General features: G+C 64.0%; 14 protein-coding genes and 1 pseudogene. 4 read left to right on the top strand and 11 right to left on the bottom strand.

The features are described 5' to 3' along the window. Nucleotides 1-2: 2 nt before the first annotated feature. Together MQW79_RS09455 and MQW79_RS09450 are read right to left on the bottom strand one after the other, a co-directional pair. Nucleotides 3-332, bottom strand: coding sequence for an STAS domain-containing protein (locus MQW79_RS09455; RefSeq protein ID WP_476584249.1), 330 nt, complete (start codon nt 330-332; stop codon nt 3-5). 472 nt (nt 333-804) lie between these two features. Beyond that, nucleotides 805-1854: an HD domain-containing phosphohydrolase gene (locus MQW79_RS09450; protein WP_476584248.1), complete on the bottom strand. Its 1050-nt coding sequence runs from the start codon at nt 1852-1854 to the stop codon at nt 805-807. 135 nt (nt 1855-1989) lie between these two features. Here MQW79_RS09450 and MQW79_RS09445 point away from each other — a divergent pair, with 135 nt between their 5' ends. Continuing rightward, complete coding sequence (locus MQW79_RS09445; protein WP_476584247.1) at nt 1990-3204, top strand: TIGR03862 family flavoprotein; 1215 nt, start codon at nt 1990-1992, stop codon at nt 3202-3204. An 85-nt stretch (nt 3205-3289) separates the two neighbouring features. On the opposite strand, the gene MQW79_RS09440 is transcribed toward MQW79_RS09445, so the two are convergent. Both MQW79_RS09440 and MQW79_RS09435 read right to left on the bottom strand, forming a co-directional pair. Further along, nucleotides 3290-4273 (bottom strand): cation diffusion facilitator family transporter, encoded by a 984-nt coding sequence (locus tag MQW79_RS09440; protein ID WP_476584246.1) that lies wholly within the window; start codon nt 4271-4273, stop codon nt 3290-3292. A 140-nt stretch (nt 4274-4413) separates the two neighbouring features. Further along, nucleotides 4414-6105: a SulP family inorganic anion transporter gene (locus MQW79_RS09435; protein WP_476584245.1), complete on the bottom strand. Its 1692-nt coding sequence runs from the start codon at nt 6103-6105 to the stop codon at nt 4414-4416. A 152-nt stretch (nt 6106-6257) separates the two neighbouring features. Here MQW79_RS09435 and MQW79_RS09430 point away from each other — a divergent pair, with 152 nt between their 5' ends. Then, entirely contained in the window at nt 6258-6614 is a 357-nt protein-coding gene (locus MQW79_RS09430; RefSeq protein WP_476584244.1) for an iron chaperone, read from the top strand. Nucleotides 6615-6636: 22 nt separating this feature from the next. On the opposite strand, the gene MQW79_RS09425 is transcribed toward MQW79_RS09430, so the two are convergent. The 6 genes from MQW79_RS09425 to ilvA all read right to left on the bottom strand — a co-directional run bounded on the left by MQW79_RS09425 (nt 6637) and on the right by ilvA (nt 13083). Further along, a complete protein-coding gene (locus MQW79_RS09425) occupies nt 6637-6954 on the bottom strand; it encodes an ArsR/SmtB family transcription factor (protein ID WP_476584243.1) in 318 nt (105 codons plus the stop codon). A 64-nt stretch (nt 6955-7018) separates the two neighbouring features. Beyond that, a complete protein-coding gene (gene arsC / locus MQW79_RS09420) occupies nt 7019-7438 on the bottom strand; it encodes an arsenate reductase (glutaredoxin) (protein WP_476584242.1) in 420 nt (139 codons plus the stop codon). Then, nucleotides 7438-9315 (bottom strand): ABC transporter ATP-binding protein, encoded by a 1878-nt coding sequence (locus MQW79_RS09415; RefSeq protein WP_476584241.1) that lies wholly within the window; start codon nt 9313-9315, stop codon nt 7438-7440. Before MQW79_RS09415 ends, arsC begins: the two co-directional genes overlap by 1 nt. Before the next feature lie 74 nt (nt 9316-9389). Beyond that, a complete protein-coding gene (locus MQW79_RS09410) occupies nt 9390-10091 on the bottom strand; it encodes a pyrimidine 5'-nucleotidase (protein WP_476584240.1) in 702 nt (233 codons plus the stop codon). 80 nt (nt 10092-10171) lie between these two features. Then, nucleotides 10172-11395 carry a hypothetical protein gene (locus MQW79_RS09405; RefSeq protein WP_476584239.1) on the bottom strand — a complete coding sequence of 408 codons (1224 nt, stop codon included), beginning with the start codon at nt 11393-11395 and terminating at the stop codon, nt 10172-10174. 170 nt (nt 11396-11565) lie between these two features. Next, nucleotides 11566-13083, bottom strand: a complete 1518-nt coding sequence (gene ilvA, locus MQW79_RS09400) for a threonine ammonia-lyase, biosynthetic (RefSeq protein WP_476584238.1) — start codon at nt 13081-13083, stop codon at nt 11566-11568. Between the two features lie 175 nt (nt 13084-13258). On the opposite strand from ilvA, the gene MQW79_RS09395 reads away from it, so the two are divergent. After that, nucleotides 13259-13858: a TetR/AcrR family transcriptional regulator gene (locus tag MQW79_RS09395; RefSeq protein ID WP_476584237.1), complete on the top strand. Its 600-nt coding sequence runs from the start codon at nt 13259-13261 to the stop codon at nt 13856-13858. Between the two features lie 5 nt (nt 13859-13863). Further along, nucleotides 13864-15351 carry a DHA2 family efflux MFS transporter permease subunit gene (locus tag MQW79_RS09390; RefSeq protein WP_476584236.1) on the top strand — a complete coding sequence of 496 codons (1488 nt, stop codon included), beginning with the start codon at nt 13864-13866 and terminating at the stop codon, nt 15349-15351. A 37-nt stretch (nt 15352-15388) separates the two neighbouring features. Here MQW79_RS09390 and MQW79_RS09385 read toward each other — a convergent pair. Further along, nucleotides 15389-16166, bottom strand: a pseudogene (locus MQW79_RS09385) (sulfite exporter TauE/SafE family protein). Nucleotides 16167-16253 lie beyond the last annotated feature (87 nt).

Below are 16253 nucleotides of genomic sequence, written 5' to 3'. Positions count from 1 at the left end.
GCTCAGTGTCCTGCTGGCTGATCGGATACGGCGGTCCAGAAGCGCGCATGCTCCTGGCCGGGGCTGAGGAAGCCGGCTGCGTGCAGCACGGCCTGCAAGGGCGCGCCCAGCGGCGCGAGCAGGGTGAGCTGCTGGTTGCGGGCATGGGCCGACGCCCTTGCCGACAGCAATGTCTGCACAGTTGTGATGTCGGCGGTGGACACAGTCTGTGTGTCGACCTCGATGCTGGTGTGGCTTTCGATGGCCTCATGCAGGGCGCCCGCAACTTCCTTGGCGGACTTGATGCCTGCATCGCCCGAAATGACGAGCGTATGGATACGGTCTTCGGTCATGGTCATGACCGGACGCAGTTGATTGAGGATGACATTCTGTCTCTCTACCGCAAAAAGATACTAGGGAAATCGGTAGGCGATTGTGGACCGGGGCCGCTTAGTCTCGCTGCTTTTTAAATCTAAATCTGTCCGCCGTATTCCCATCCGGCTTTAAGCTATACTTGCATCTCTAGCTTAACTATTAGTTACCTCTGCGAAAAACTTGAAACTTGGAATCATTTACCTAGTTATTACTTCAAATAGTATTCATTTTAATCAAATTGTTTCTACTGTCTCCTCTTGAGTCACGTTGAATCCAGGCTGAATCGACTCGAATCTAGCGCGTTTGATTCAGAGTCCATTGCAAAGAAATGGGTCGGATATATTGTTTGATTCATTTGGGCCGCATGCAGCCGCGTCGCCGGTCAATAGGCGAGACGTCGCGCCGGTCGCGTGGACCGGCGCAATGATCAGGATGATATCGGGATGGTGACTAGAAGCCGGCGGCCATGGCCGGCTGCGCCGGCTGCATGGTGGCGCAGATTTCGGGCCATTTGGCACGGAAGGCGGCGACACAGGCGGGGTCGAAATGTGTACCGCTGCAGCGGATGATCTCGGCATAGGCCTTTTCGATCGGCCAGGCTGGCTTGTACGGGCGCTCCGAGCAGAGGGCGTCAAAGACGTCAGCCAGCGCGACGATACGGGCTTCGATGGGGATGTCAGTACCCGAGAGCCTGTCGGGGTAGCCGGTGCCATCCCATTTTTCGTGGTGGCTCTGGGCGATGAGTTCCGCAGTCCGGATGAGTTCGGAACTGCCGCGCTCGAGGATGCGGGCGCCTATGGTCACATGCTCGCGCATGATCGCCATTTCCTCAGGCGTCAGCTTGCCGGGCTTGGACAGTATGGCGTCGGCAATGCCGATCTTGCCGATGTCGTGGAGCGGCGCGGCCAGGTAGATCATGCGGCAGCGATCCGGCGGCAGGCCGATGCCTTCGCCGATCAGCTGGCTGATTTGGGCGACGCGCGAGACGTGTTCGCCGGTATCGCCGTCACGATATTCAATGGCCCGGGCCAGGCGATAGATGATCTCTTCCTCGCGGGCGAGCAGATGGGCGGTGGCGCGCTCCACTTCGCGGGTCAGCCACTGGGCGCGGTCGGCCAGTTCAACCTGGGCCTGACGCAGCGCGAGCAGATTTGAGGCGCGCGCCTGGAGTTCCAGCGGGTCGAAGGGCTTTTGCAGAAAGTCGGTGGCGCCGGCCTTGATCGCCTCGATGCGCACCGATTTGTCGGCGTCCGAGGTGACCATGATGATCGGCACGATGCGATAGGCCGGGCGCGAACGCAGGGCTGCGGTAAAAGCCACGCCGTCCATCTCGGGCATGATGTGGTCGACGATGATCAGATCGAACTGGACATCGCGGCACATTTCGAGCGCTTCGAGCGGATTGAGGCACAGATCCACCTCACCCATCAGCGCCTCTTTGACGATGCTGCCGATGAGCGCCAGACTTGACCGGCTATCGTCGACTACAAGCATGCGCATCGTCGGGCCCCCGCCAGAATTGGGGGATCATAGGGGGCGATCCCTTAGGCGAAACTTAACAGGAATCGCGGTTCGGCCAGTGTTTGCCGTTGGTGGGGGCATGGGATATGCCAAGGCTGAGCAGATGGAGGCGGTATGTCCCGCATTGCAATTATCGGCGGGGGGCCTGCAGGCCTGATGGCTGCGGAGGCGGCAGCTGGCCGGGGCGTGGATGTCGTGGTCTATGAGGCCATGCCGACGGCCGGGCGCAAGCTGCTGATGGCCGGCAAGTCGGGCCTCAACATTACCCATGGCGAGGACAAGCCGGCTTTCGATGCGCGCTATGGTGCCGCTCAGGGCCGGCTGCAGCTCGCGCTCGACGCATTCTCTGCCTCGGCAGTGCGCGACTGGTGCGCGGCCCTGGGCGTCGAGACCTTTGTGGGCTCGTCGGGCCGTGTCTTTCCCAAGGCGATGAAGGCGTCGCCGCTGCTGCGCGCCTGGCTCAACAGACTGGGTGCGCAGGGTGTCACCCTCAAGGTGCGCCATCGCTGGACCGGTTTTGATGGCGATGCATTGGTGTTCGAGACGCCCGGAGGCCATGTGCGGGACCGGTTCGATGCGGTCGTGCTGGCTCTGGGCGGCGCCAGTTGGCCGGAACTGGGATCGGACGCTGCCTGGCTGCCCTGGCTCGAGGCGCGCGGTGTCGATATTTCGCCTTTTCGTCCCGCCAATTGCGGCTTTGATGTCGCCTGGAGCCCGATCTTTGCGGAGCGGTTTGCCGGTGAGCCGGTGAAGGCAGTGGTCGCGCGCAGCGACGCAGGGGCGATGCCCGGTGAATTCGTCATCAGCCAGGGCGGCATCGAGGGAAGCTTGGTCTATGCCCATGCGGCGGCTTTGCGGGACCGGCTGGAGCGCGATGGCGAAGCGACGTTGACGCTGGATCTCGCGCCGGGACGGACGGCGGACAAGCTGGCGCGGGATATCGACCGCCAGCCGGCCAAAGCGAGTTTTTCCAACCGGCTGCGCAAGGCGACAGGGCTCGATGCGGTGAAACTCGGCCTGTTACGCGAGCTGGTGCCGGATGTTTCCGGTCGCGCTGCGGCGGAAATTGCCATGTTGATCAAGGCTTTGCCGTTGCCGGTGCTGCGGCCACGACCGATTGAAAAGGCGATTTCGGTGGCCGGGGGCGTGGCCTGGTCGGAAGTGTCCGGAGACTTGATGCTCAAGGCTTTGCCGGGCACGTTTGTCTGCGGTGAAATGCTGGATTGGGAGGCGCCGACGGGGGGATACCTGCTGACGGCGTGTCTGGCGACGGGGCGTGCGGCGGGCCTGGCGGCGGCACGGTATGCCGGTGCGCAAATTCCGGGGTGAGGGCCTGGAGGGTCAAGTTGAACAGGATTTCGCAGCAAAGCAGCCTTAAGGCCAGCGTCTTCGACCTGTCGTATGGTGAGGCGATCTATTGATGGCCAATCGCTGAGGCGGGGCATTCAACGCAGTCGCCGCTCCAGTCGATCTCGACCGTGGCATGGCCGATGCCATGCGCTTCGGACAGCCGCGCCTTGACTGCTGCCGCAACCGTCGCAGGGTCGGCGCCGGGCGCGAGGGCGATTTCCAGCGTCGCCATGGCCTGACCCGACGACAACGACCACACATGCAGATGCCCCAGATTGGCGAGGCCTGGAACGGACTGGCGCAAGTCGGCCGAGACATGCTCGAGGTCGACCCCGTCAGGCGCGCCTTCCATCAGGATGTTGAAGGTTCGGGTGAGCAGGCCCCAGGCGCTGCGCAGGATGAGCAGGCTCACGATCACCGAGAGGATCGGGTCGATGGGCATCCAGCCGGTCAGCCAGATGATGACGGCGGCGGCGATGGCACCGACCGAGCCCAGAAGGTCGCCAAGCACATGCAGCAGCGCGCCCTTGATGTTCACATGGTCCTGGTCGGCGCGGGATAGAATGCGGAAGACTACAAGATTGACCACGAGCCCCAGCACGGCGACGACCAGCATGGGGCCTGCCAGCACGTCTTCGGGATTGAAAAAGCGCTGCACCGCCTCCCAGGCGATCCAGCCCACGAGGGCGAACAGCGTCACCGCGTTGATGAGCCCGGCCAGGACTTCGAGCCGCGAATAGCCGAAACTGCGGCGGGCATCGGCAGGACGGCTGCCGAGACGGAAGCCGAGCCAGGCGAGGAACAGGGCGACCGTATCGGTCAGCATGTGCCCGGCATCGGCGATCAGGGCGAGGGACCCGGAAAGCACCCCACCAACGACTTCGGCGATCATGAAGCTGCCGGTGAGGCAGAGGCCGATCAGGACCGCACGTTCATTGGCCTTGCTGACCTTTGGTGCATGGCTGTGGCCGGCATGATCGTGGTGCTCATGCTCGTGCCCGTCATGGTCATGATGGTCGTGGCCTACGCCGTGGGTGTTCGTCGGCATGTGTGATCCTCAATTACATGCACACATGAACAGTTATTCATATGAAAGTCAAGAAGGCGCCACTGACACGACGCAACGCGACCGCTCCCGTCAGGCTGTCGCCGGTCCGTGCCGCGACAGACTGGCCATTGCCGTCAAGGTCAGGCCGGGGACCGGGGTTTTGCCACGCGTTGGAGGGCGTCTCGCACGGCGTCATGCGTTGACGCGCCCAAATGGGAGGTGGCCTGGAAAACATGGACACCGCCTCCCAGGTCGAGCTTGCCGGAGCGCCGCAGCTGGTTTGCCAGATCGGTCCCGACGCCACTGAGATAGAGGGCGCCGCCGACCACGGCCAGGCGTTGTGCATAGTCATCGAGCACGTCGATCAGGGTGGATCCCGCAGGCGTGTAGCCCCTGAGGCGCAGGATGACGACCGGCGCCATCGCCTCATCGGGGGAGGGCAATTTTTCGGCCAGGGTGCGCGCGCCGGCGAAGAACAGGCTGCCTTCAACATCGAGGACAATGACCTGTCCGTCGGTGAGGGCAGCCGGCGGATCGCCGACAAGGACGTCGCCGTTCTCGCCTGGCGCAAGCGTATGAATGGTGACATCGGTCGCTGACGAGACGATGAAATACACCACCGTCACCAGCACGCCGATGCCGACGGCCACGGGAATGGACGTGAGCACGACGGCGACAAACGTGACAAACAGGGCGCCGCGTGCGCCGCCCCCCGTGCGCCAGATCCAGAGCGCCTCTCGCCCATTCAGTGCGCTCAGCCCGGCCATGATCATCAATGCGGCCAGGGCTGGCATCGGCACCAGCCCGACAAGGCCCGGAATGAGTGCAACAATGGCGAGCATCCAGATGCCCGAAAACACCGAGGCCCAGCGCGTTCTGGCGCCCAGACTGACATTGAGCGCCGTCTGGCCGACCGATCCGCCGGCAGGGATGGCTGACAGCATGCCGCCCGCCAGATTGGCGGCGCCCTGGGCGACCATGTCGCGCGAAACGTTGATGCGCTTGCCATCCAGATTTGGAGCGCCCTGGCTGACCCCGGCGGCCTGTATAGCGATGATGGCGGCTATGGCCAGCGCAGAGCCGACAAGGTCGATGGTGATGATGCCAAGGTCAGGCAGGCGCGGCCATGGCAGGCCCTGCGGGATGGCGCCTTCCGAAGCCACCGTGTCGACATCGTCCCACCCCAGAGCGATCAGCAGGACGGTCGGAACGATGAGGGCAATCAGCGACCCCCAATTGGTCCGCACCTGGCTGGCTCCGACAAGAATGGCAATGGCGAGGCCGCCGATCATCGTGGCGTGGAGGGAAAGCTCTGCCAGGTGAGCGGGAAACGCGATGATCCGCGCCAAGACGCCTTCGCCGGGCAGGTCGAGGCCGATCAGCTGGGGTATCTGGTTGAGGATCAGGGTGACGGCCACACCGAGCAGGAAACCGGTCATCACCGCGTGCGACACAAAACGCATCAGCCGCCCCGCGCCGGCAAGACCCAGGGCGACCAGGAAGGCGCCTGTCAGCATGACCAGCGCCATCAGGGCGCTTTCCCTTTGCGCTGACTCGTAGGCGCCGATGGCTTCGGCAGCGGCAATGGCCGAAGCGCTGGTGGAGGCGATCTGCATGCGCTGCGTGCTGGTCAGCAAGCCCCCCAGACCAGGGCCAACGATGCTCGTATAGAGACCCAGAACCGGATTGACGCCGACCATAGCGGCCGAGGCCAGGCCATCGGGGATAGCCACCACCGCGTCGACAAGTCCGGCAAGCGGCTCCTTGCGGAATTTCTGGAGACGGCTTTTCAGCCCGTCATCCGGCGGTGCGGGAGGGTCGTGTTCGGCCATCGGGCAGACCTGCAACGCTACTTTCGACCAGCCGCCTGCGCTCAACGCGTGAAGGGCGCTTGCGTTGCTTTGCCTCGCTGCCGGTTGTGATGAGGGCGATCCGAGCGGCCTGAATCCTTGCCTGGGCGGCAGTGCTGACGCATTCTGGCGGCATGACCGCGCCAAAATCCCATGATGACTATATTGCGGCCGCGCCCGAGGCCTTCCGTCCTGAACTGGCGCGCCTTCGTGCACTGCTCCGTGCTGCCCTGCCAGAGGCCGAGGAGGTCATTTTATACAATATGCCGGGCTTCAGTATCGGCGGGGCGGTTGTGGCGAGCTACGCCGCCTTTTCCAGGCAATGCGGGCTCTATTGTGCCGCGGCGGCCCTGACCGAATATGCCGACGAGCTGGCGGCGGCGGGCCTCAAGCCGAGCAAGACGGGTGTCACCTTCTCGCTGTCGCGGCCCATTCCCGACGCGCTGGTGACCAGGCTGGCGCAGGCGTCGCGCAAGGGCGCGCAGGGGTAGAGGACCGTCACGCCCTCATCGCTCAGTCATCCTGCGCCTCATCCCCGACGTCTTCCTGGGCATGGGCGAGCATGTCGGCCAGCATGCGGGCGATGTGATCGTCCTCGACCTCGTAAAAGACCTGCTTGTTGCGGCGTGTGCCGCGGACGAGGCGTGCGGCGCGCAGGAGGCGCAGGTGGTGGCTGACCAGCGACTGGCTGGCCCCGGTGGCCTTGGCGATGTCGCCCACGGCAATGGGGCCATCGAGGCAGGTCAGCATGACTTTCAGGCGCGTCGGATCACCGAGCAGCCGATAGGTTTCGGCAATGACGGTGAGATCGTGGTCGTCGGGCAGGGGCACGTGACAGGGTCCGCTCGGGGCTTGCTAGAGCCAATAGTTAGGTTGCTTTGCCCCGGCTGACCAGTCAGACGCGGCGGCCTTCATTGTCGATGACCACCTCGCCATCCTCCTTGGCAAAGGGAATGCCGAGCGCCTCGGGCAGGATGTCGAGCAGCACTTCGGACGGACGACAGAGCCGGACGCCGTGCGGCGTTTCGACAAAGGGGCGATTGATGAGAATGGGGTCGGCCAGCATGGCCTCCACCAGTTCGGCTTCGGTGAGGTCCGGGTTGTCGAGCCCGAGCTCGAAATAGGGCGTGTCCTTGATCCGCACCGCGTCGCGCACCGAAAGGCCGGCACGCTCGATCAGCTCAACCAGGCGCGCCCGATCCGGCGGGGTCTCGAGATAAAGGATGACCTCCGGCGCGATGCCAGCGCCGCGGATCATCGCCAGCGTGTTGCGCGAGGTGCCGCAATCGGGATTGTGGAAGATGGTGACGTTCATCAGCGATAGCCCGCGGCCTGGAGTTCGAAGAGTTCGGCATAGCGGCCCTTCATGGCGACCAGCTCCTCATGGGTGCCCGCCTCCAGGATGGCGCCGCCGTCGAGCACGAGGATGCGGTCGGCCATGCGCACTGTCGAAAAGCGGTGCGAGATGATGACGGCGGTCTTGCCATGGGCGAGGCCCTTGAAGCGGGCAAAGACCTCGGCTTCGGCCTTGGCGTCGAGCGCGGCGGTCGGTTCGTCGAGGATGATCAGTTCGGCGTCGCGCATATAGGCGCGGGCGATGGCGACTTTCTGCCATTCGCCGCCCGAGAGATCGCGCCCTTCGCGGAAGAGACGCCCCAATTGCTGGTCATAGCCCTTGGGAAGCCTGGCGATGACGCCATCGGCGAGACTCTGCTCGGCGGCACGGTCGATACGCTCGCCATCCTCGCGCCGGTCGATGCGGCCGACGGCGATATTGTCGCGTGCGGTCAGCGAATAGCGGATGAAATCCTGGAAGATGACGCCGATATTGGCGTGGATGTCTTCGAGCGCCAGGTCGCGCAGGTCGATGCCGTCAATGGTGACGCGGCCTTCGTCGGGGTCGTAGAGGCGGGTCAGCAGCTTGACGATTGTGGTTTTGCCGGCGCCGTTCTCGCCGACAAGCGCCAGCGTTTCGCCGGCCTTGAGCTCGAAGCTCAGGTTCCGCACGGCCCAGGTTTCGGTGTCCGGATAGCGGAATCCGACATTTTCAAAACGGATGCCCTGTTTCAGCGGCGAAGGGAAAGCGACCGGCACGGCCGGCGACATGATGCCGGGCTCGATCTCGAAGAAGGAGAAGAGATCGTCGAGATACATGGACTGGGCGGCCACCTGGGTGAAGCCGAGAAGGATGGCCTGGAAGAGGCCATTGAGCCTCAAAAACGAGCCCGAAAGGAAGGCAAGGTCGCCAATGGAGAATTCGCCGGTGACAGTGCGCCAGACGATGAAGGCATAGGCGCAATAGTAGGTGATGGTGGAAATGGCCGCGAAGATGGCGCCCCAGAAGGCACGCTGGCGGGCCACGCGGGTATTTTCGACGAAGATCGTGTGCGCGAGGGTGCGGAAGCGCTCGACGAGGAAGTCGCCGAGGCCAAAGAGCTTGATCTCCTTGGCGGTCTCGGGTGTGGCGCCGATATAGCGAATATATTCGAGTTCGCGCCGTTCCGGGGTGCGCCAGCGGCTGAGCCAGTAGGCCAGCTGGTTGAAGCGGGTTTCGCCCAAGACGGCCGGCGTGAAGGAAATGGGCAGCAGCAGGATCAGCCAGGGCGCGTAGATGAACAGGCCGGCCGCGAGCGTTGCAACGGTGATGACATTCTGCGCCTGGCCAAACAGCACCGAGAGCAGGGCGTTGCGCCCGGCGGCCTGGCGGCGGGCGCGCTCCAGCCGGTCCTGATATTCGGCACTTTCAAAATGCCGCAGGTCGAGTCGCGCCGCATGCGACATGAGCTCGACACTCATCTGGTTGGAATGGAGTTCGGTCAGGATGGAATCGACCAGGTTCATCCCGCGGTTGATGATGTCGATGCCGACCACCAGCGCCAGTTCGATCAGCAGGAGCGTGAGTACATGGTTCAGCGTGCCGCTGGCCCACCAATCGGCAAAGGTGGGGCCCGGCGGGGTGATGCCGGTGAGGCGGACCACGTCGTCGATGATGAGCTTGCCGACCCAGAGCATGGCAATGGGCTGCAGCGCACCGATGAGGCGCAGGACGACGCTGGCGACGGCCAGAGGCGGGCTAGTGCGCCAGATCTGCACCAGCAGACGTCCGAGCAGGCGGAAGTTTTCCAGCTGCTCGCGAATGGTCGGGGCGGATTCGGGAATGGGCGGTGGACGCCGTCCGGGAAGATCGGTCATGGACCCAATGTAGTGGCTCCCGATGCGGTCGGGAATAGCTGCAGGGCCCGGAAATTTTTAGCCGCGGCGGGAACCTAGGGCAGGTTGCGCAGGAATCCGGCGAGATCTGATGTGACGTGGTGCACATGCGGACCGGTGGAGCGGCCCAGCTCCCAGGCCTCGACCTGGTCATGAGCAAAGTCGTCACCGGCGACGACCTGCACCGTCGCCATGCCCGCTTCATGGGGTACGACGAGGTTTTTTTCGAGATCGTCAAACATGATGGCGCGCTTCGGGTCGATGCCGTGGAGCGCGAAAAAGCCGTCATAGGCGGCCCTGTGCGGCTTGGGCACGAAGGTCATGGCGCGGATGTCATGCACATGCTCGAAGAGCTCGTCGCCACCGAGGCGCTTGAGCACTGAGCGCGCATGGCCGGTATCGCCATTGGTCAGGATGAACTTGCGACCGGGCAGCGCCCTGATCGCGTCAACCAGATCGGGATGCGGATCGACCGGGGAATAGTCGATGGCATGGACCGTGTTGAGGAAATGATCGGGGTCGATGGCGTGTCGCTGCATCAGTCCGTTCAGCGTCGTGCCAAAGTCTCGGTAATAGGTCTTTTGCAGGTCGCGTGCCGCGGCAAATTCGAGCGCCGTCACCTTCATCACATAGTGGGTGATCAGCGTGTCGATCTGCGCGAAGAGATTGCACTCGCGCGGATAGAGGGTGTTGTCGAGGTCGAACACCCAGTCGGTGACGTGATCGAGGCGGGTGCGGGGAGCGGTAAGCGCGGTCATTGCGGTATTCTGGCACAAAGGGTGAAGGGTTCACCAGTGCCTGGGACGCGGGGCCCGGATGCCGGGCCCCGCAATCGGGATTACTGGTTGGCGGTGACGGCCAGGCCCAGAGCCGAGATCAGGCTGGCCGGGTTCGAGGCGGCGGCACCCAGGACCAGGAGGCTGGTCGGGGTCGGCGGCTGCACGGAGATTTCAAGGCTCTGCGGATCGTCGAGGAAGGCCGAGACCGGCGGCACGACAACATCGGTCAGGGCGGGGATGCCGCTTTCGGCGATCATGGTCGGCAGCATGGCCTTGAGGCCTTCGACGAAGGTGGCGCGGTCGGCGCCCGACTGGGCGGCGAACATGTCCAGCAGCTTGGGCGCCAGACCGGCGTCGTCGTAACGGATGGCGGCGCTGGTGATGGTCAGGGCCTGGGCGATTTCCATGCCGGCCATCATCTGCTGGGCCTGGGCTTCCTCGCTGGTCGGATCAAGGTCAGACGCCTGCATGGCGTAGATCTTGTCCAGCATGGCGGGGGTGAAGCCGGAGAAATCGGCAGTGATGTCGAGCGCGCCGACATCGGCGAAATCGAACTTGAACTCGTCCATGACGATGTGGCCATCGGCCATCGACCAGGTCAGCGCCTGGGTGATGTTGCCGTTGATCGTGGTCAGGCCGAGGGCTTCGATGATGGCGCCGGCTTCGGGCTCTTCTTCGCCCACGGTGCTGAGGTCAGCCCAGATGTTGGAAATGGCCAGGGTCGAGGAGAGGGATTCAAGCGTGTCGTCGGCCGCGAAGGTGAAATCCGAGGCCGCTTCCATGGAGTCGATCTTGATGACTTCGGTGCCCTCGCGGGTAATGGTTAGCGGGCCGGTGGAGATGCTGCCCACGGTCTGCAGCAGCAGGTCGGACGTGGTTTCGCCCTCGGGCGGAAGCCACAGATCGGTGGCCACGATGTCGGTCAGGGTCAGGTGACCGGCGGGCTCGGTGGAGAATTCGGTATCGATATCGGGAACGGTCAGGCTCTCGGCCGAGTAACTGCCATCATCGTTCTCGACCACGCCATTGAAGGTGAGTTCGGTGTCGATGGTCATGGGCTCGGCGCCGGCGCCCAGCACGTTGACGGTCACGCCGTCCACGGTGATCGTGTCGCCGTCCAGCGTGGCATCGCCAAAGGTCAGCTCATAGCCCATGGCCCTGTAGACTTCGGCGGCGCGCTCGAGGAAGGCATCGGCTTCCAGCGCCATGGCCGGCTGCAAAAGCGTCATGGTGGCCAGAGCTGTCGCTGCCAGCAGGCCGGTAGTCTTGATCGTCCCGATCATCGTGTTTTGTCCCTCAATATTAAGGCGCGCGGAAGGAGCACCTCCGTTCCGCGTGGTTGATCAACAGATCGCCCCTGGATTCCCCAAAAGCAATGGGGCATGGCGGAAATAAGTCCGCCCGTTCTAGATGCGGTTTATTTCATCCTAATGTCGCCCAGGGCCTCGTGGTTTCACGCCAATTCGAGAAACTGCCGATAGGCGGGGTTCTCGGTTTCATCCCAATAGGGGAAGCCGATAGCATCGATATGGGCGATGAGGTCGGCATGGGTTTCGTCCGGCACCTCGATGCCGACAAGAACGCGGCCGTAGTCGGCGCCGTGATTGCGATAATGGAACAGCGAGATGTTCCAGCCGTCATTGAGCCCTTCGAGAAATTTCAGCAGGGCGCCGGGCCGTTCGGGAAACTGGAAGCGGAAGACTTTCTCGTTGACGAGGCCGGCGACGCGCCCACCCACCATATGGCGGACATGGAGCTTGGCCACTTCGTTGTCGGTGAGATCGGTGACCTTGAGGCCCCTGGTCTCAAGCAGCGCGATGATTTCATGCTTTTCGACGTCGCCGCCCGAGAGCTTGATGCCCACGAAGATATGGGCGCTGCCACCGGGGGCGTAGCGATAGTTGAATTCGGTGATGGCGCGGCTGCCGATGAGGCGGATGAAGGCGCGATAGGAGCCGGGCTGCTCGGGGATGGTGACGGCCAGCAGCGCCTCGGCGCGTTCGCCGATCTCGGCGCGCTCGGCGACATAGCGCAGGCGATCGAAATTGACATTGGCCCCGGAATTGATGGCAATCAGGGCGCCCTCCGGCGCCTTGCCATCCTCGATGTCGCGCCGCAAACCTGCAAGCGCCAGCGCGCCAGCCGGTTCGGTAATGGCGCGGTGGTCGTCAAAGATGTCCTTGATAGCGGCGCAGATCTCGTCGGCGGTGACGGTGACGATGTCGTCGAGCAGCTCCCGGCAGATGCGGAAGGTTTCCTCGCCCACCTGGCGGACGGCCACGCCATCGGCAAACAGGCCTACCTGGTCCAGCGGCACCGGCTTTCCCGCCGCAATGGCCGCCTTCATGCTGGCGGCCTCTTCGGGCTCGACGCCGATGACGCGGATGTCGGGGCGCAGGAATTTCACGAAGCTGGCAATGCCGGCCGCAAGGCCGCCGCCACCAATCGGCACATAGATGGCGCCGATCGGCTCGGGATGCTGGCGCATCAGTTCGAGCCCAACCGTGCCCTGGCCGGCGATGACATCGGGATCGTCGAAAGGATGGACGAAGACATAACCATGCCGCTCGGCAAGGCCCGAGGCATGGGCGCGGGCGGCGTCGAAACCGTCGCCGAACAACACGACCTCGCCGCCGAGGCGCCGGACGGCATTGACCTTTATGAGGGGGGTCGTGGTGGGCATGACGATGATGGCGCGGATACCCAGTCGCGTTGCCGAAAGGGCGACACCCTGCGCGTGGTTGCCGGCGGAGGCACAGATGACGCCGCGTGCACGCTCCTCGGCGGTCAGGTGCACGATGCGGTTATGGGCGCCGCGAATCTTGAAGGAAAAGACCGGCTGCAGGTCCTCGCGCTTGACCAGAATGGTGTGGCCAAGCCGGGCCGAGAGCAGTTCCATTTTCTCCAGCGGCGTCTGCTCAGCCACTTCATAGACGGAGGAGGTCAGGATCTTGCGGACATAGTCGGTCATGGCACGGCCTTGTGGAATATGGGGCTGATGGACGCCTCCTGACAGCAAATGTCAACGGCCTGGCCTGTGGCGCGGTCATGCAGTTCCGGCATGTCCGCCAGACTCAATCAAATGATTGATTGATGAAATCGGGCGCTGTAGGAGAACCATCCCGCAAACCGCTCTCAAGGTCTTCATGACAGCCCCACTTGCCAAACGCGAAAGTGGCGACGAGCGGCGCCTTGCCATCGCCCGGGCGACGCGCGCGCTGATCGTCGAGAAAGGGCTCGAAGGGTTGCGCACGCGCGACATTGCCGAGCGTGTCGGCATCAACATTGCCACGCTGCACTATCACGTGCCCAGCAAGGAGGCGCTGGTGGCTTTGGTGGCCGCGTCCCTGCGCGATGATTTCAAGGCGCAGGCGCTGCGTCATCCCAAGGATGGCCTCAATGGACGCGAGCAGCTGCGTGAGGAATTCGCCGAGTTCCGCGAGACCGTGGCCGAGATGCCCGAGCTGATCGTCGTGCTGAGCGAACTGGTGGACCTCGCCCGCCGCGATCCCGCCATCGCCGAGATCATCCTGCCCATGCAGGCCTTCTGGACCGGCCAGTTTGCCGACATCTTCGCGCTGGGCGTGGCCGATGGCTCGTTCCGCCCGGATGTGGATTGCCAGGCCGCCGCCATACTCGTCACCGCCGCGCTCTCCGATTGCGGGCGACCCCATCGCCGCGCTGCGCTCGATGCCGTCATGGCCGAGCTGGAACGCGGATTCTCCCTCTCTCCTTCAGAAGGTTAGTGCCCATGTCTGCCCCTCACGCGCCAGCTGCCGATGCGCCACCCGATCCGCGCCGCTGGATCGGCCTCTTCGTGCTGCTGATCGCCAATTTCATGAACCTGATCGATGTCACCATCGTCAATGTGGCCTTGCCCTCGATGCGCGAAAGCCTGGGCGCGACCGACAACCAGATCGAATGGGTGGTGGCCGCCTATGTCCTGGCCTTCGCGCTGGGGCTTCTGCCCTTCGGTCGGCTCGGCGACATTCTTGGGCGCACCCGGATGTTCCTCTGGGGTGTTGCGGCCTTCACCGTTGCTTCGGCTCTTTGCGGCATGGCCGGCTCGATCGAGATGCTGATTGCAGCCCGTGTTATCCAGGGTCTGGCCGGGGCGATGATGACGCCACAGGTGCTGGCCATTGCCACCGTGACCTTCCCGCCGCACGAGCGCGGCCAGGCCTTCTCGCTGTTCGGCCTCACGGCCGGTCTTGCGTCGGTCTGCGGTCCCATCCTGGGTGGCCTGTTGATCGAGGCGCAGATCTTCGGGCTCGACTGGGAGCCGATCTTCCTCGTCAACGTGCCCGTCGGCATTCTGGCGGTGATCGCCGGCTGGCTGCTCATTCCGAGCCTGCCGGGCCATCCCGATCTCAAGAACGACTTTGTCGGCATCGGCCTTTTTGGTCTTGGCATCGTCGCGGTGGTGTTTCCCATCGTCGAGGGCCGTGCCTATGGCTGGCCGCTCTGGGCCTTTGGCCTGATCGCGGCCGGGCTGGTGCTGATCGGCCTGTTCGTGCTCTGGACACGGCGCCGGGCAGCGGTAGGGCAGTCGCAGCTGCTCAACTACGACCTCATAAAGAATCGCGATTTCATGTTCGGCGCCTTCGTGGTGACCGTCTATGCCTCGGGTATTCCTGGCATGTTCATGATCATCTCGCTGCTGCTGCAAAGCGGCTTCGGCATGACGCCCTTGCAGTCGGGCCTCACCAATACGCCGTTCTCGGTGGGGGTTCTGATCGCGTCGCTGATTGCCAGCCGGTTTGGCGCGCACTACCTGCGGGCGCGGCTCGGTGCGGCGGGCCTGTTGCTGGCGGGTGGCATCGGGTCGCTGCATTTCATCATCGGCGCGGCTGGCGACACGATCAGTTCGTGGAGCTTTTTGCTGCCGCTGCTGGTGGCCGGCATCGGCCTGGGGACCGGCTTCTCGTCGCTGTTCCAGCTGGTGCTGCGCAATGTGCCGCCGCGCGATGCCGGTGCAGGTTCGGGAGCCTTGCAGGCCTTCCAGCAGGTGGGTGGCGCGCTGGGCGTGGCCCTGATCGGGGAAATCTTCTTCACGCACCTGGCCGGCTCGCTTGCCGGGGGCAATCCGCCGACCGTGGCCTTCGCCGACTCCGCGTCGCTGGCGCTCTGGTATCAGGTGATCAGTTTCGGGCTGATCTTCTTCCTGGCCTTTGCCTTCCGGCGTCCGGGCGGGCAGAGGCCTGGCGGTGCGGCACAGCCGGTGCCGGTGGAAGCCTGACCAAGACAGGGCCGCGCATCGCGCGGCCCTTTTGCCATCAGACCAGCAACTGCCAGGTCTGGTAGACCGAAACCAGCAGGACGAGCCCGCCGACCAGGATCATCAGGCGCTGCGGCGGGATGATGCGGACCACAAAGCCGGCCAGGGGCGCGGCGAGCAGCCCGCCGACCACCAATCCGGCAACCGACCAGAAATACTGCATCAGCCCGTCCGCCTCGTCCCAGTGGCCGGTGACGAGGGCGGTGATGAAAGCCACCGATACGGCGGTGGTGACAAAGAACTCGACAGTGTTGACCGTGCCGATGACGTAGCGCGGCGCGCCGCCGGCGCCGATCAGGGTCGAGGTGACGATCGGACCCCAGCCGCCACCACCTACGGCATCGACGAAGCCACCGGCCGTGGCGAGCGGCGCCACGAAGGTCGTGCCGTGCTCGCGGTACTCATCGCGTCGGCGGAAGGCGCGGAAGCAGGATGTATACGCCCAGAATGCCGAGATAGGCGGTCACGAAGGGCCTGATCATGGCGCCATCGATGGCGGTCAGTACATAGGTGCCGATGACCCCGCCCAGGATGCCGGCCGGGGCGAGCTTCCAGAACAGGTTCCAGCGCACGTTGCGCTGGCTGAGATGGCTGGTGGCGGAGGCGGCCGTGGTGAACATCTCGGCGGCATGGACGCTGGCGGAGGCGGCCGCGGGCGGCACGCCGAAACTGAGCAGCATGGTGGAGCTGACCACGCCATAGGCCATGCCCAGGGCCCCGTCGACGATCTGCGCCAAAAAGCCGACCGCGGCGAAAATGAAAAACTCGCTGCCCATGCAGTCTCCCCAGACTTTATGGGCAGCGAGCCTAACTTATTATCTACGTGCCAAGTAGAGATTTAAGGGGCACAGCATTGCGCTGTT

It is taken from the genome of Devosia sp. Micro-HW1 (assembly GCF_056341075.1).
Note: the sequence above shows the minus strand (reverse complement) of the source record. Positions and strands in the feature narration are given on the sequence as shown.

Coding starts and splice junctions, on each gene's coding strand:
- MQW79_RS09455 (WP_476584249.1), bottom strand. CDS start 332: ATGACCGAAGACCGTATCCATACGCTCGTCATTTCGGGCGATGCAGGC.
- MQW79_RS09450 (WP_476584248.1), bottom strand. CDS start 1,854: ATGCGCATGCTTGTAGTCGACGATAGCCGGTCAAGTCTGGCGCTCATC.
- MQW79_RS09445 (WP_476584247.1), top strand. CDS start 1,990: ATGTCCCGCATTGCAATTATCGGCGGGGGGCCTGCAGGCCTGATGGCT.
- MQW79_RS09440 (WP_476584246.1), bottom strand. CDS start 4,273: ATGCCGACGAACACCCACGGCGTAGGCCACGACCATCATGACCATGAC.
- MQW79_RS09435 (WP_476584245.1), bottom strand. CDS start 6,105: ATGGCCGAACACGACCCTCCCGCACCGCCGGATGACGGGCTGAAAAGC.
- MQW79_RS09430 (WP_476584244.1), top strand. CDS start 6,258: ATGACCGCGCCAAAATCCCATGATGACTATATTGCGGCCGCGCCCGAG.
- arsC (WP_476584242.1), bottom strand. CDS start 7,438: ATGAACGTCACCATCTTCCACAATCCCGATTGCGGCACCTCGCGCAAC.
- MQW79_RS09415 (WP_476584241.1), bottom strand. CDS start 9,315: ATGACCGATCTTCCCGGACGGCGTCCACCGCCCATTCCCGAATCCGCC.
- MQW79_RS09410 (WP_476584240.1), bottom strand. CDS start 10,091: ATGACCGCGCTTACCGCTCCCCGCACCCGCCTCGATCACGTCACCGAC.
- MQW79_RS09405 (WP_476584239.1), bottom strand. CDS start 11,395: ATGATCGGGACGATCAAGACTACCGGCCTGCTGGCAGCGACAGCTCTG.
- ilvA (WP_476584238.1), bottom strand. CDS start 13,083: ATGACCGACTATGTCCGCAAGATCCTGACCTCCTCCGTCTATGAAGTG.
- MQW79_RS09395 (WP_476584237.1), top strand. CDS start 13,259: ATGACAGCCCCACTTGCCAAACGCGAAAGTGGCGACGAGCGGCGCCTT.
- MQW79_RS09390 (WP_476584236.1), top strand. CDS start 13,864: ATGTCTGCCCCTCACGCGCCAGCTGCCGATGCGCCACCCGATCCGCGC.